The following is a 12,865-nucleotide window of genomic DNA, read 5'->3' on the forward strand; positions in this document are numbered from 1 at the left end:
ATTATCGGCTAAATAATGAGTGCTGCCAAGCATACGGGCTATAACCTGTTGGGGGCCCTGATTCCAATAAGTGTTTCTTTACTGACAACCCCCATCTATATTCGCCTAATTGGCGAGGCGCGATATGGCGTTTTGGCAATCGTCTGGTCGTTACTCGGGTATTTTGGAGTATTCGACCTAGGGCTCGGTCGGGCGACGTCGCAGCGAATCGCGGCGCTCGGTAATTCGTCCCCACAGCTGATATCGTCGACCTTTTGGACTGCGTTAGCGATGAACGCCGCATTGGGCAGCTTTGGCGGCATGCTCATTTGGCCGGTCGCGAACTATTACTTTCGGTATACGATTAGCTTGGGCTCTGACCTCAGATCGGAACTTTGGCCAGCTCTGCCTTGGCTCATGTTCGCAGTTCCTCTGACGACAATGTCAGGCGTTGTGGGTGGCGCACTTCAAGGACGCGCGCAATTCTTGGAGTTAAATGTTATTTCTGTAACGAGCACCGTTTTGGTGCAGACCTTACCCCTTATCGTTGCGTGGGGATTTGGTCCTGATCTGGCTCTGTTGCTTCCTGCTGTCATTCTTATAAAGTTCTTCACATTCATCGCGGGTTTTTGGCGGTGCAAAATTCACGTGTTTCGGGATCAAGCGCCGTTGCTAGCATGCAGTGATGCCAAAAGTTTACTCCGGTTCGGCGGCTGGGTGACGATTTCGTCACTGATTGACCCACTTATGAGCATTCTCGACCGCTTTGTAATTGGCGCCAAGGTCAGCGCGAGCGCCGTCACTTATTACTCAGTGCCGTTCCAGCTCGGCGAGCGCTCCCTCGTTTTATCTGTGGCGATCACATCAGCGCTCTTCCCGCGTTTCGCCACCGCCAACGCGATCGAACGCGAACAGCTGGCGAAAATTGCCTTGCGCTCGCTCGTGGCGGTCACGACACCAGTAATGGTCGTCGCCGTTTTGTTGGTCGAACCGTTTCTGGGGTTTTGGATCAGTCCCGAGTTCGCCGCCAACGCGAACGGCACAGCTCAAATTTTGCTCTTGGGCTTTTGGATCAATGGAGTGGCCGCCGTGCCCTTCGCACAGCTGCAGGGGGCCGGACGGCCCGATGTGACCGCAAAATTCCACATGGCCGAACTTCTCCCGTATTTGATCGCCCTTTTTGTAGGCTTGTACATTTGGGGCCTTCCCGGAGCCGCGGCGGCATTTAGCCTGCGCGTGGTTGGAGACTGCGTTTTGCTGCTTTGGTTTGCGGAAATGTTGCCTAGCGAGGTTGCGACGCTAAGAGTTCCAGCTCTGCTGCTGTTAGGCGCCTTGGGCTCAGCCATCGGTTGGACTTTTTGCAGTACAATGTGGTGGTTGGCCGCTGTATCCTTGTCGGTAGTAGCGCTGGGGTGGTCGTTATGGTGCGCTCCAGCCGAAATGCGCGAATTAGCCATTGGTGTTCTCAAGAAGCTGCTTGCTTCCATGCGGGAGGCGTTGCGGTGAGGATGAGCCTGGTGCCTCCTGTCAGTGATTTTGAGTTGTTTCTGTAACTCCGTCGGCGACGTCGTCGACGTTTCGGGGAGAGGCGCCATGTCGCAAACGGCGGTCAAGAAATATGTTGTGGGTCTAGCACTACTTTGGCAGTTTCAATCATTGGCTTTTCGCAGCATGGTTTTGCAGTGTGGGCATCTATAGGGCGGCGCGCGGGAGAGATGGGCGAGAACGGCGCGGCGGATCGCGGGCAAACTCGGTTGCGGCGGTCCGACGGCGATTCTTTTTTTTCCCTTTCGTCTCGGTGAGGCGGCGGCTTTGCAGAAAAGCGTAAGCGATCATCGTCATCAGCGCATGACGATGCAGACCATGCCAGGATCGCCCTTCGAAGTGGTCGAGGCCGAGTTCTTCCTTGAGTTGCTGATGCGCTTTTTCGCAGACCCAACGCGCCTTGATTGTTGCGGCAACGGTTTTCAGATCGGCGTCGGCGGGCAGATTGGAGAGATAATACTTATGCTCGCCTGAGACACGGCGCTCGCCAATGAGCCAGGCTTCCTCGCCGGGCATATGTTGCATGCCTTTGTCGCCGATGCGTTGCGGCGGCCCGTCAGCGATACGGACGCGAAGCGCGGCGAAGGCGGCCCGCAGCGGTTTCTTCGTTCCCTTGCGCCAACTGAGCGAACGCCATTTGGCGCAAGCCAGCATGTCTTCAGCGGGAACGGAGCGCTGGTTGGGGACATGACGTTTGCGCGGGCGACCGCGGCCGGCGACGGGGAAGATCAGCTTGACGTTCTGTGGATAGACCTTCTGATGTTTTGGGACGCCGACGGCCCAATTGAGGCTGCGCGTGTCGAGCCCATGTCGGAACGGGGCGGATAGACCGTAGCCGGCGTCGGCAAGCACGACGCCGAAACGCGCGCCGGCGCTGATCACGCGATCGATTTCGGCGAGCGCGATTTGCGGCTTCGTGCGCGCCTTCCGACAAGCGTCGGGGACGGCCGCTTTCACCATGCGCGCGGCGTTGCTTGTCCAGCTTTCGGGCAAGAACAAGCGCAGGCCGATCATGACGGGAACCTCGCCTTGCGCCAGCGTCAGCGACACGAGCGTCTGGCAATTGGCGTTCTTGCCCAAGACGGAAGCGTATTGCGGCGCGACGCCGACTGAATGCGCTCCCTTCTTCGGCAGGGCTGTGTCGTCGATGATCAGAAACGCTTTTGCGCCGCCGACCAGCCTGTCAGCCTGAAGGGCAAGTTCTTCCTCCAGCGGCGTCTCATCCCAGACGCCGCTGGAAATAAAATGATGCAGCTGATCATAATCCCCCGGCGCCAGCCGAGACGCCATCGGCTCGACGCTCTTGCGGTCGCCAGGACCGATCAGACCCTCAACGTAAAGCGGACACATGCGCCGGCGAGCCTTATGTCCCAGCCGCGCCAGAAACGGCGCCAGCCAAGTCTCGAGATCTCTCTTCCACGACCCAGCCATGGCCGGCCCTCCAAGAAGCCGACCCCCTATGAATCACGCATGCCGACAAAAAGGAATCCCCAAACGGCGCAGCCTCAAAAAAATCTGCCAAAGTAGTGCTAGGTCGTGTGGACGAATTAGCGCTTGAAGATCGCTTGGGGATTCCCACGCGGAATCAGGCATGATTCATAGGACTCCGACTGAGTCGGAGACCAGAAGCCATGTCGACGCGGATGGACGAGGAAGACTGGGCGCATACGCTCGCGGTGTTTCGGGCCTGCATTCCGCGTCGCGGACGCAAGGCCGACGACGATCGCCGCTTCCTCGAAGCGCTTCATTTCTTCACAGTCGAAAACGTAAGATGACGCGCGTTGCCGGAGCGGTTCGGACACTGGAACGGCGTATGGAAGCGGTTCGACCGCTTGAGCAAGGCCGGCGTATTCGAGGCCTTCTTCGATACGCTCGCGTCCATGAGTTCGTCGGCGCATCTGATCCAGATGTTCGATTCAACGATCGTGCGCGCGCACGTATCGGCCGCAGGCGCCAAAGGGGGCAAGAAGCGCAGGCGCTCGGGCGTTCGCGCGGCGGCTTCACCACGAAAATCCACGCCAAGTCGGACGCATCGGGCGATATCATCGCTTTCGATCTGACCGGCGGCGAGGCTGCCGACGCGCTGCATTTCGAAATGCTGCTCGACATCGGCCCGGATATTCAGCCGCGCGCCGCTATTTGTGACAAGGGCTACGCCAGCAAAGCGAAGCGCGCGGCGGCGAGAGCGCGCGGCATCGCCCCAGTCATCCCGCACAAGGCCAATGAGAAAGACAAACCGAAGTTCTTCGCCAGGACGCTCTATAAAGCCCGCGCTCGTATCGAGCAGGGCATGGGGCGCATCAAACGGTTCAAGCGCGTCGCCCTACGCTGCGAAAAGACAGCCAGAAATTTCCGATCCATCGTCAGTTTCGCAGCAGGCCTATGCTTGATCAAATTCGTCCGCACGGCCTAGTCATCTGGAACTGAAGTCCATTTCATTATAGGATAGGGCTTTCGCATGAAAGCGGGAGCAAGTTATGGCCAATTCGACGGGGCGTCCGATTGCTCCCTTGATCCTCACTGCGGCTGAGCGAGTCTATCTCTAACGACAGGTTCGTCGCCATCGCGTGGCGCGGCGTTATCTGAACGCTGCCGCGTTATCCTCCAATGCGCGGATGGCGTTCCCAGCAAGTCCGTTGCGAGCGAGATTGGCGTCTATGAGCACACGGTTGGCAAGTGGCGACGGCGCTTTCTGAGGGACCGCATCGATGGGCTATTGGATGAGGCCCGTCCAGGCAGACCTCGAACAATCAAGGATGATTAGGTCGCCGCCGTTATTGAGCGCACGCTCCGGTCCACGCCAATAGGCGGCGGTGTGCAGAATGAGGCGTATCTGATTGTCGAGCGGCGACCGACAGGATGTGCGATAGGCGCGGGTGATCGCAAGAGCATGCAGCCCATGGCAGCGCGCGATGGCGAAATCGGATACGACCAGCTTCATCACTTTATCTCCAGCGGAGGCTGGCGCCATCGACAGCCAACGGTCAAGGCCCCGGCCACGCAAGTGCGGGGCTCCGACGCGGGCAGGAAATCGCAGGGCGCAAGCGCCAAATTGTGGTGGATACGGACGGACGGCCGCTCATGTTCAAATCTGGACGACTGCGGATATTTCCGACTCCGCGGGCGCAGTATATTCTCGGTGCTATCCGCAACCGCTGGCCGTGGGTCAAGCATCTCTTCACCGACGGTGCCTACGGCCGTAGAAAACTCATAAACAAGGCGGCGTTCAAAGAGTTCGTCATAGAGATCGTGCGAAGGATCGACGCTGATCCGGGCTTCAAGGTTCTGCCGCGGCGCTGGGGTCGTCGAGCGAACCTTCGGCTGGATGACCCGCTGGCGGCACCGTCTCCCGTGAAGAACTCTCATGTTTTTGACATGACATCAGTTTCGGTTTCGGCGAAGTAATCGTTTTCGCAAGGTTTTGCGGGGTTGGGCGGGTTTTTCTTGCAAATTGATCCGGCGTCGATGTCGTGATTCTCTCTGTCCGTCGAGTGGCGAGCGAGGAGATTCGCGATGCGGCCGAAGGAGCGGCGGGACGGCGGGCAGAAGGATTTGTTTCGGGCGCGGCTCGATCAGATCGTCGACATGGGCCATCCGCTGGCGAAGCTCGCCCAAGCCATCGCCTGGGGCTTTCTCGAGCAGAACTTCGGCGCGGTTTACGCCGACGTTCCGGGCCGTCCGCCCTTGCCGACGCGGCTGATGGCCGGGCTCGCGATCCTGAAGCACACGCACGATCTCTCCGATGAAGCCTTATGCGAGCGCTGGGTGGAGAACCCCTATTTTCAACTCTTTTGCGGCGAGGAGTTTTTCCAGCACCAGCCGCCCTTCGACCGCTCGTCGCTGACGAGCTGGCGTCAGCGGATGGGCGAGGAGAAGCTCGCGGCGCTTGTCCAGGAGAGCCTGTCCGTGGCGACGAAGACAGGCGCGGCGAAGCCGTCCGACTTCTCCAGGATCATCGTCGACACGACGGTGCAGGAAAAGGCCGTCGCTTTTCCAACGGACGCCAAGCTCATGCATCGAGCCGAACGGCTCGTTCGGCTGGCGAAGAAGCACGGCGTCGCGCTGCGGCAATCCTATGAGCGCATCGGCAAGCACGCGCTGATCGCGCATCAGCGTTACGCGCACGCCAAGCAGTTCAAACGCGCGAACAAGGCGTTGCGCAAACTCCGCACGTTTCTGGGCCGCGTCGAGCGCGACAGAGCCGGCCCCGCAAATTCGGACAGTAGCATAAGTGGATTTCCTGCCTGACAGCGGCGAGGATTCTCGCCGCGAATCAGGAGCAATCGATGACGAAGACGAGCCGCCGGACACATTCTCCGGCCTTCAAGGCGAAGGTGGCTTTGGCCGCCTTTAAGGGCGAGAAGACGCTGGTCGAGCTGGCGCAGCAGTTTGACGTTCACCCGAACCAGATCACGACCTGGAAAAGCCAGCTTCTGGAGGGCGCTGCGGGCGTGTTCGGTCAGGAAAAGACCGAGACGAAAGAAGCGGCTGTCGATTTGGAAGCGCTTCACGCCAAGATCGGCGAACTGACCCTGGCCAATGATTTTTTAGAGGGCGCGCTCAGCGAGGCCGGCCTGCTGAGCGCAAAGCGATGATCGACCGCAGCCATGCCTTTCCGATCGCGGGGCAAGCGAAGATGCTCGGCGTCGCCCGCAGCACGGTCTATTGCAAGCCACGGCCGGTCTCGGCCGATGACTTGCAGCTGATGCGCCGCCTCGACGAGCTGCATCTCGATTTTCCCTTCGCCGGCGCACGAATGCTGCGCGATCTGCTGCGGCGCGAGGGCGTCGTTGTCGGCCGTCGCCACGTGACGACGCTGATGAAGCGGATGGGGATCGAGGCGATCTATCGCCGGCCGAATACGAGCAAAGCCGCGCCGGGGCACAAAATCTATCCATATCTCCTGCGCGGCGTGAAGATCGAGAGACCGGATCATGTCTGGGCGATGGACATCAGCTACATCCCGATGCGGAGCGGCTTCATCTATCTCGCGGCGGTGGTCGACGTGGCGAGCCGGCGCGTACTGGCTCATCGCGTGTCCGACCCGCGGCAATTGCTTTCCAGAATTGAACAAGCTGCTCCCGGACGGCCGCTGGCGGCCTGCCAGGCGAGCGCATCGCCTTTGTGTCAGATGTTTTGGTATTTGCTCTCGTCCGCGCCATCGCCGTCTCCATTGAGATCGTTGCGACGACCAATTGAATCCGCCCAGTTCACCAGCATCGATTTTACGAGCGTGCTGCTGGACGCGAAGGTCACGATCAGCATGGACGGCAAGGGCGCCTGGCGCGACAATGTCTTCGTCGAGCGATTATGGCGCAGCGTGAAATACGAGGAAGTCTATCTGCGCGCCTACGACAGCGTGTCCGAAGCGCGCGCGTCGATTGCCAGATATCTGGCGTTTTACAATGATCGGCGCCCGCACTCGAGCCTTGACGGACGCACGCCTGACGAGGCCTACTTCGGCAAGCAAGCGATGGCGGTCGCCGCATGACCGTCCTTCGATTTTGTCGCAGCTCTGGTCGGGCTACGCCCTCCCGGCGCCGCGACAAAATCGAGACGCCCCGCATTCAGCAAACCCGGCAGGAAAGCCACTTAAAATCCGCGGGGAGCTGTCCAAACAACCGGGGCCAGCTCTATGATCCACGTTCCAATGGGCGGCCTCGTCTTGCCAAGGATCGCTCATTGATAAAGATTCTCAAACGGACTCTCAGGCCGTCAAATGAAAATTGGGGCCGCGTCTGCGACCCTACAGCCGCTATGAGCAACAAGCGCAGGACCTTCGAAATGAAAAGTTTCCTCAAACGCATTGAAGCCAAATTGTGGACAATAAGGCTTGGCGAGCCGCCGTGTTATACATCGTTTCGCGCAACTGTGACCGACAAACTGAGAAGGAATTACACAGGAAAAGCCGCAAGCATTTTTTTTGAAAATAGGGGACGCATTATCCACAAATGGCTCCATTACCTTCCAATCTACGACAGCTTGCTCGGCTGTTACCGACAGGCAGACGTCAGAGTCCTCGAAATTGGTGTATCGAAAGGCGGCTCGCTGGATATGTGGCGAAAGTTCTTGGGAGATAGAGCGACGATCTTTGGCGTCGATAATAATCCTGAGTGCGCGCCCTTGGACACACAAACGGGGCCTGTCCGTATCGGTTCTCAAGACGATGTGGATTTCCTCCTTAGTGTAGTGAAAGAAATGGGCGGGCTTGATATCGTCCTGGACGATGGCTCACATATTGCCTGCCATCAGCGCGCCAGCTTTGAAACTTTGTGGCCTCTCATAAGTGAGGGTGGACTTTATATTGTTGAGGATACTCATACAGCCTATTGGCCGCAATTCGAGGGCGGGTTGCGCAGGCGCGGGACAATCATCGAATACTTCAAAAACAAGGTAGATCATATGCATAAGCACTACCAAGCCGGTGGGTCCAACACCCCGGAGGCAATGACAGACATCGAGAGCGTCCAGTTTTTCGATTCAATCATAGCGATTCGGAAACGCAAGCAGTTCCCACGATATACTGTCATGACAGGAGAGACGGATGGGGAAAAACAAACGAATGCAGTGATGTTGGAAACACCAAGATGCTCGTGAGAATGAAGAAGCAATTGGCGAGTTCGCGCAACAGCTGCGGGACTTTCAGCCAGAATGATTCAATCTTAACCCGCTCGAAGGTGCGCCAACATCTGGCGCGTTCTTATTATGGCCTTAACGTCTGTCCCATGATCTGGCGTGAGCTCGACAATTTTTCCTCGGGCTCAGTCTGCTTGGTCCGAGCTTCCAATCGCGATCGTCGTCCTTTCCACGTGACCACCTTGTGACCTGCCCCTGAACTTTCATCCAACGGCAATTAGAGTCCCGTTTGTTGTACGCCCGAGGGCGCGGGTGGAGCAACAGGCGATCGGCGGAGCTGGTCGGGGTTGCGCAGCCGATCGCCTGTTGCGGTGAGATTGGCCGCATATTCCGCCGGCGTCGCGTAGCCGAGCGAAGAATGCGGGCGTCGATGATTGTAGTCGCTGACCCATGCGCCGATCTTCTCCCGCGCGTGGTCGAGGCCGAAGAACAGCGTTTCGTTCAGCAGCTTATCGCGCATACGACCGTTGAAGCTTTCGCAGAAGCCGTTCTGCATGGGCTTGCCCGGCGCAATATAATGCCACTCGATCTTGCTTTTGGTCGCCCAGGAGAGGATGGCGTTCGAGGTGAATTCCGTCCCGTTATCAGAGACGATCACTCCAGGTTTTCCGCGCCCACGGATCAGCGTCGACAGCTCACGGGCGACACGCTTGCCCGAGATCGATGTGTCGGGGATCGCCGCCAGGCATTCGCGCGTCACGTCGTCGACGATGTTGAGGACGCGGAACCGCCTGCCGCAGGCAAACTGGTCATGCACGAAGTCCAAAGACCAGCGCGCATTCGGCCTTGGCTCGACAACGATCGGCGCCCGCGTGCCGACAGCGCGGCGGCGGGCCCGGCGTTTGCGCACCGTAAGCCCTTCTTCGCGGTAAAGCCGGTAGATACGGTTTTTGCCCGAGCGCTCGCCTTCCTGGCGCAGCAGGATGAACAGCCGCCGATAGCCAAAGCGTCGGCGGGGGTTGGCGAGTTCCCGAAGTCTTTCACGCAGTTCCCGATCCGCCGGCCGCTTTGGCGTATAGCGAACCGTCGTGCGGTCGATGGCGACGATGTTACAGGCCCGACGCTCCGACAGGCCCATGACGGCCCGAAGGTGCGCGACGGCTGCGCGCTTCACGGCGGGCCCTACCATTTTTTTCCCAGAAGCTCTCGCAACGCTGCTGCCTCGAGCATCTGGTCCGCCAGAAGCCTCTTCAGCTTTGCGTTCTCGTCCCCCAACGCCTTCAGCCGCTTGGCTTCGGAAGCGTCCATGCCGCCGAATTTGGCTTTCCAATTGTAGAGCGTCGCTTCCGAAACCGCGTATTTGCGCGCCAGATCCGCGACCTTCGCGCCCGCTTCCTGCTCCCGTAAAATCCCGATGATCTGCTCTTCCGTGAACCGCTTCTTCTTCATCTCGTCCGTCCCTGCAATGGGTCGGACTCTAATCGAAGCTGGAGGAACTTTTCAGGGGCAGGTCATGGCGGATCCAGGTGGACGAACCGCTTCAACGCATGGCTTGAAAAAGCCGCTCTAGAGAATGGTCTCGTCTTCCTGAGCCCCGACCGCCGCAAGCGGGATATTGGTGCAGCCGTCACGAACGGCGACCGAATGTGAGTTTGATCTGGCCGGGAAACGACCAGGTCCCGGAAACAGGCTCAGACCTTGGACACCGACACAGCCAACGGAGTTTTATTCATGCGCTACTGAAGCTGATCCCCTTGACCTGAACCTCCCCATGTGAGCGTTGAACAGTCCTGGTATGAGTAGTAGGTTCGGGACAAGATGGGATGAGATTAAATGAAAATAGCAGCAGTTGTCATCTGGTTCAATCCAAAAGAGGAGTTTGTTGAAAACATAAGCACCTTCTGTAAATTCGTAGATAGAACGATTATCGTTGATAATTCCACCAACGATAACAGCAATTTGGTTCCAGCGCGTCCAGATATTGAATATATACCACTAAATAAAAACATCGGAATTGCAGCCGCACTCAATCTTGGTTGCGAGCGAGCCTCGCAGCTCGCGGTGGAATGGGTTCTAACGATGGATCAGGATAGCTGGTTTAACGAAGAAGCTATTCGTAGTTATTTGGATCCAAGCGCGCCGCACTTCAAAGAGAGAGGTGTAGCAATATTTTCCCCTTCGATCAGAGAAATCGCCTATGAAGGGTTGGAAGGCTTAACTGAATGCAAAAGCGCCATAACGTCTGGAAGTCTGGTACGGTTGGCAGCCTTTCTGGCAATTGGTGGCTTTAATGAGCAGCTGTTTATTGATCAAGTTGATCATGAGCTTTGTTTCCGCTTGTTGCGGATGGGTTATCGAATTGTTCGAGTTAATAGAATATTGCTTAACCACTCCCTCGGGGACCCTATAACAAGAAAGATATTTGGTCGAAGGGTAACTTCGTGGAACCATAGTTATTTACGGAAATATTACATGACGCGCAACAGGCTCTTTATGAGACAGGCCTATCCCGAAATTAGGCGTGGTTATCTGAAGATGATAATTATCGATGCAATTAAGGTATTGTTAGTAGAGGAGGAAAAGATGAAGAAGCTACGACACATGTTTTTGGGCTGGCGCGATTTTGCATTTGGGCGAATGGGCCGTTTCAATGATCGCTCCTAGTCCCTATGATTGCTGGGCCTGTGGGTGGCCCGTCATCCGATATTCGACGGTACGAAGGTTAAGCCCAAACCGAAGAAGCGCCTACTTGTGAAAGCACTGTTGCTATGAAGATCTCGATCGCGATGGCGACTTTTAATGGAGCTAATTATGTACGCCACCAACTCGAATCGTTTACCCGACAGACGAGACTCCCGGATGAGCTTATTATCTGTGACGATTGTTCGACCGATGAAACTACAACAATCATTTCTAAATTCGCAAAAGCAGCGCCATTTAATGTAACTTTAATTAAAAACGAAGCGAATTTAGGCTATAATAAAAACTTCCCAAAGGCGATATCGGAGTGTTCTGGTGACTTAATATTCATTTCTGATCAAGACGACATCTGGCTGCCAGAGAAAATATCATACATGGAAACAGTTGCTGCATCAAGGTCATCCAATCAATTGCTTTGGATGCACGATGGAAGACTTGTTGACGAGCATCTGAAGTGGGGAGGCTCGACAAAGCTTGGCCAAGTGAGCAGAGGGTATGGCAACGTTACCGGTGTTGTAACAGGAGCTTTGACTCTTATTCACCATGACTTATTGCATTATATATCCCCTTTTCCCGAAGGGATAGAGTACGATGGCTGGATACATTCGGTCGCACACCGTCTCGGGGCTAGGTGCATTATCGACGAGGAACTCCAGCTAATACGGCGTCATTCCTCAAACGCGACAGAATGGATAGCGTCCTCAACGGCACGAATAAACAGCCTAGACGTAATTTGGAGCGCGTTTAAAACACCAAGAGCTCACTCTTATGAAGACAGAATAACAATCAACAAAGCACTTCAGCGTCAGTTTGACGAGAAGCTAAGTAATGGCTGCTTATCTCTCCGTCATGATGAAATATTCAATATATTAAAATACATTTCAGATGAGGCATCCGCCTTGAATTCTCGCACGAGGCTCGTGGCAGCAGGGCCGATTGAAAGGAGATTTCTTGCTGTTCGCATGTTAGCTGAGGGGAAATACAATTTTTTCAATGGGTTTTCTAGTTTTTTAAGAGATTTTACGCGCTAAATCGTAAGGGAATTCCCAGCATGGCTCAACGCCGTTGACCGAGAGTGGGTTGCAACGCCTGACCTGCCCCTGAACTTTCATCCAACGGCAATTAGAGTCCCGTTTGTTGTACGCCCGAGGGCGCGGGTGGAGCAACAGGCGATCGGCGGAGCTGGTCGGGGTTGCGCAGCCGATCGCCTGTTGCGGTGAGATTGGCCGCATATTCCGCCGGCGTCGCGTAGCCGAGCGAAGAATGCGGGCGTCGATGATTGTAGTCGCTGACCCATGCGCCGATCTTCTCCCGCGCGTGGTCGAGGCCGAAGAACAGCGTTTCGTTCAGCAGCTTATCGCGCATACGACCGTTGAAGCTTTCGCAGAAGCCATTCTGCATCGGCTTGCCCGGCGCAATATAATGCCACTCGATCTTGCTTTTGGTCGTAACCGGCCGATAAGGGCCGCCTTACGGGGATGAGGTCTGCGGTGTAAATTTACGTCGTTATCGACGTCGTTATAGCGTCGACTCAAATCGAAGAAACCAAGCTGTCCCACGCCAAACTCCTACGTTCAGAGCCTGCGAGGTTTGAATCTGATTTGCGTAACGGTTGGAAGAGGGAATTTTTCGAGGTGCCCTTATGCTAATCGGTTGGGCGCCGCTTGGTTCATCAAACATGTCGTTCCCCATATCGGCATTAGGACGATCATTGTAGGCACAGGCCTCGAAGTTTTGAGGCACGATGGCGAACCGAACGCAAAAATCGAGGTGATTGGAGAGGTGCAAAATCATGCTGAATGGTATCTTGACGCCCATCTTGTCGTCGCCCCAATATTTGATGGTTCGGGAATGAAGACAAAGGTCGTTGAAGCGCTGATGTTCGGCAAAAAGGTCGTCGGCACGCAGGCTCACGCTCCATCTTGCGCAATGTTTTCAAGGATAGCTAGAAGCAGATACGGCACAAAAACGGGGGCTGGCGGTGTTTGAGGCGGAAGCGCGCTGGATTGCGAAGTGTCTGGAACATGCGTCAAATAACTTAGAGGACAATGCTAATAGTGTTTTG

11 protein-coding genes and 5 pseudogenes are annotated in these 12,865 nt (G+C 56.2%); 12 read left to right on the plus strand and 4 right to left on the minus strand.

Annotated features, from left to right (window positions below; translation table 11 throughout):
- Positions 1 to 15: 15 nt before the first annotated feature.
- Positions 16 to 1,485: a flippase gene (locus tag IYY11_RS04155; RefSeq protein WP_196402854.1), complete on the plus strand. Its 1,470-nt coding sequence runs from the start codon at positions 16 to 18 to the stop codon at positions 1,483 to 1,485.
- Positions 1,486 to 1,671: 186 nt separating this feature from the next.
- Here IYY11_RS04155 and IYY11_RS04160 read toward each other — a convergent pair whose 3' ends face one another.
- Entirely contained in the window at positions 1,672 to 2,955 is a 1,284-nt protein-coding gene (locus IYY11_RS04160) for an IS701 family transposase (RefSeq protein ID WP_196402855.1), read from the minus strand.
- Between the two features lie 200 nt (positions 2,956 to 3,155).
- Here IYY11_RS04160 and IYY11_RS04165 point away from each other — a divergent pair, with 200 nt between their 5' ends.
- The 3 genes and pseudogenes from IYY11_RS04165 to IYY11_RS04175 form a co-directional block, all read left to right on the plus strand.
- Complete coding sequence (locus IYY11_RS04165; protein ID WP_196402856.1) at positions 3,156 to 3,299, plus strand: hypothetical protein; 144 nt, start codon at positions 3,156 to 3,158, stop codon at positions 3,297 to 3,299.
- 38 nt (positions 3,300 to 3,337) lie between these two features.
- Positions 3,338 to 3,937 (plus strand): IS5 family transposase, encoded by a 600-nt coding sequence (locus IYY11_RS04170; RefSeq protein ID WP_196402857.1) that lies wholly within the window; start codon positions 3,338 to 3,340, stop codon positions 3,935 to 3,937.
- Between the two features lie 154 nt (positions 3,938 to 4,091).
- Positions 4,092 to 4,285: pseudogene (locus IYY11_RS04175) on the plus strand (helix-turn-helix domain-containing protein); the annotation flags it as partial.
- Here the strand turns inward: IYY11_RS04175 and IYY11_RS23225 are convergent.
- Positions 4,238 to 4,465, minus strand: coding sequence for a hypothetical protein (locus IYY11_RS23225; protein WP_196402905.1), 228 nt, complete (start codon positions 4,463 to 4,465; stop codon positions 4,238 to 4,240). The pseudogene IYY11_RS04175 and the gene IYY11_RS23225 sit on opposite strands and share 48 nt — an antisense overlap.
- A gap of 19 nt (positions 4,466 to 4,484) precedes the next feature.
- On the opposite strand from IYY11_RS23225, the pseudogene IYY11_RS04185 reads away from it, so the two are divergent.
- The 5 genes and pseudogenes from IYY11_RS04185 to IYY11_RS23685 form a co-directional block, all read left to right on the plus strand.
- Positions 4,485 to 4,864 (plus strand): annotated as a pseudogene (locus IYY11_RS04185) (transposase); the annotation flags it as partial.
- A gap of 173 nt (positions 4,865 to 5,037) precedes the next feature.
- Positions 5,038 to 5,721, plus strand: a pseudogene (locus tag IYY11_RS04190) (IS5 family transposase); the annotation flags it as partial.
- 89 nt (positions 5,722 to 5,810) lie between these two features.
- Positions 5,811 to 7,015 (plus strand): IS3 family transposase gene (locus IYY11_RS04195; RefSeq protein ID WP_409455218.1). Its coding sequence is split into 2 segments (ribosomal slippage): positions 5,811 to 6,066 and positions 6,066 to 7,015, totalling 1,206 coding nucleotides; the frame shifts between segments, so codons are not numbered across the junction.
- Between the two features lie 293 nt (positions 7,016 to 7,308).
- Positions 7,309 to 8,121: a class I SAM-dependent methyltransferase gene (locus IYY11_RS04200; protein ID WP_196402859.1), complete on the plus strand. Its 813-nt coding sequence runs from the start codon at positions 7,309 to 7,311 to the stop codon at positions 8,119 to 8,121.
- Positions 8,122 to 8,123: 2 nt separating this feature from the next.
- Complete coding sequence (locus tag IYY11_RS23685) at positions 8,124 to 8,348, plus strand: WxcM-like domain-containing protein (protein ID WP_409455219.1); 225 nt, start codon at positions 8,124 to 8,126, stop codon at positions 8,346 to 8,348.
- Positions 8,349 to 8,363: 15 nt separating this feature from the next.
- Here IYY11_RS23685 and IYY11_RS04210 read toward each other — a convergent pair.
- Positions 8,364 to 9,549 (minus strand): annotated as a pseudogene (locus IYY11_RS04210) (IS3 family transposase).
- 384 nt (positions 9,550 to 9,933) lie between these two features.
- Here IYY11_RS04210 and IYY11_RS04215 point away from each other — a divergent pair.
- The gene (locus IYY11_RS04215) at positions 9,934 to 10,764 is read left to right on the plus strand and encodes a glycosyltransferase family 2 protein (protein ID WP_196402861.1); all 831 of its coding nucleotides are present in this window, start codon (positions 9,934 to 9,936) and stop codon (positions 10,762 to 10,764) included.
- A gap of 104 nt (positions 10,765 to 10,868) precedes the next feature.
- Positions 10,869 to 11,831, plus strand: a complete 963-nt coding sequence (locus IYY11_RS04220; RefSeq protein ID WP_196402862.1) for a glycosyltransferase — start codon at positions 10,869 to 10,871, stop codon at positions 11,829 to 11,831.
- A 77-nt stretch (positions 11,832 to 11,908) separates the two neighbouring features.
- Here IYY11_RS04220 and IYY11_RS04225 read toward each other — a convergent pair.
- Positions 11,909 to 12,237, minus strand: a pseudogene (locus IYY11_RS04225) (integrase core domain-containing protein); the annotation flags it as partial.
- A 216-nt stretch (positions 12,238 to 12,453) separates the two neighbouring features.
- Between IYY11_RS04225 and IYY11_RS23690 the strand changes: the two are divergent.
- Complete coding sequence (locus IYY11_RS23690) at positions 12,454 to 12,789, plus strand: glycosyltransferase family 4 protein (protein WP_196402863.1); 336 nt, start codon at positions 12,454 to 12,456, stop codon at positions 12,787 to 12,789.
- Positions 12,790 to 12,865: the final 76 nt, after the last annotated feature.

The sequence above is a fragment of the Methylocystis sp. H62 genome, assembly GCF_015709515.1.
Lineage (GTDB): Bacteria > Pseudomonadota > Alphaproteobacteria > Rhizobiales > Beijerinckiaceae > Methylocystis.

What these genes read in the sequence shown, in the direction of transcription:
- IYY11_RS04155 (WP_196402854.1), top strand. Translation starts at nt 16, where the DNA reads ATGAGTGCTGCCAAGCATACGGGCTATAACCTGTTGGGGGCCCTGATT.
- IYY11_RS04160 (WP_196402855.1), bottom strand. Translation starts at nt 2,955, where the DNA reads ATGGCTGGGTCGTGGAAGAGAGATCTCGAGACTTGGCTGGCGCCGTTT.
- IYY11_RS04165 (WP_196402856.1), top strand. Translation starts at nt 3,156, where the DNA reads ATGTCGACGCGGATGGACGAGGAAGACTGGGCGCATACGCTCGCGGTG.
- IYY11_RS04170 (WP_196402857.1), top strand. Translation starts at nt 3,338, where the DNA reads ATGGAAGCGGTTCGACCGCTTGAGCAAGGCCGGCGTATTCGAGGCCTT.
- IYY11_RS23225 (WP_196402905.1), bottom strand. Translation starts at nt 4,465, where the DNA reads ATGAAGCTGGTCGTATCCGATTTCGCCATCGCGCGCTGCCATGGGCTG.
- IYY11_RS04200 (WP_196402859.1), top strand. Translation starts at nt 7,309, where the DNA reads ATGAAAAGTTTCCTCAAACGCATTGAAGCCAAATTGTGGACAATAAGG.
- IYY11_RS23685 (WP_409455219.1), top strand. Translation starts at nt 8,124, where the DNA reads ATGAAGAAGCAATTGGCGAGTTCGCGCAACAGCTGCGGGACTTTCAGC.
- IYY11_RS04215 (WP_196402861.1), top strand. Translation starts at nt 9,934, where the DNA reads ATGAAAATAGCAGCAGTTGTCATCTGGTTCAATCCAAAAGAGGAGTTT.
- IYY11_RS04220 (WP_196402862.1), top strand. Translation starts at nt 10,869, where the DNA reads ATGAAGATCTCGATCGCGATGGCGACTTTTAATGGAGCTAATTATGTA.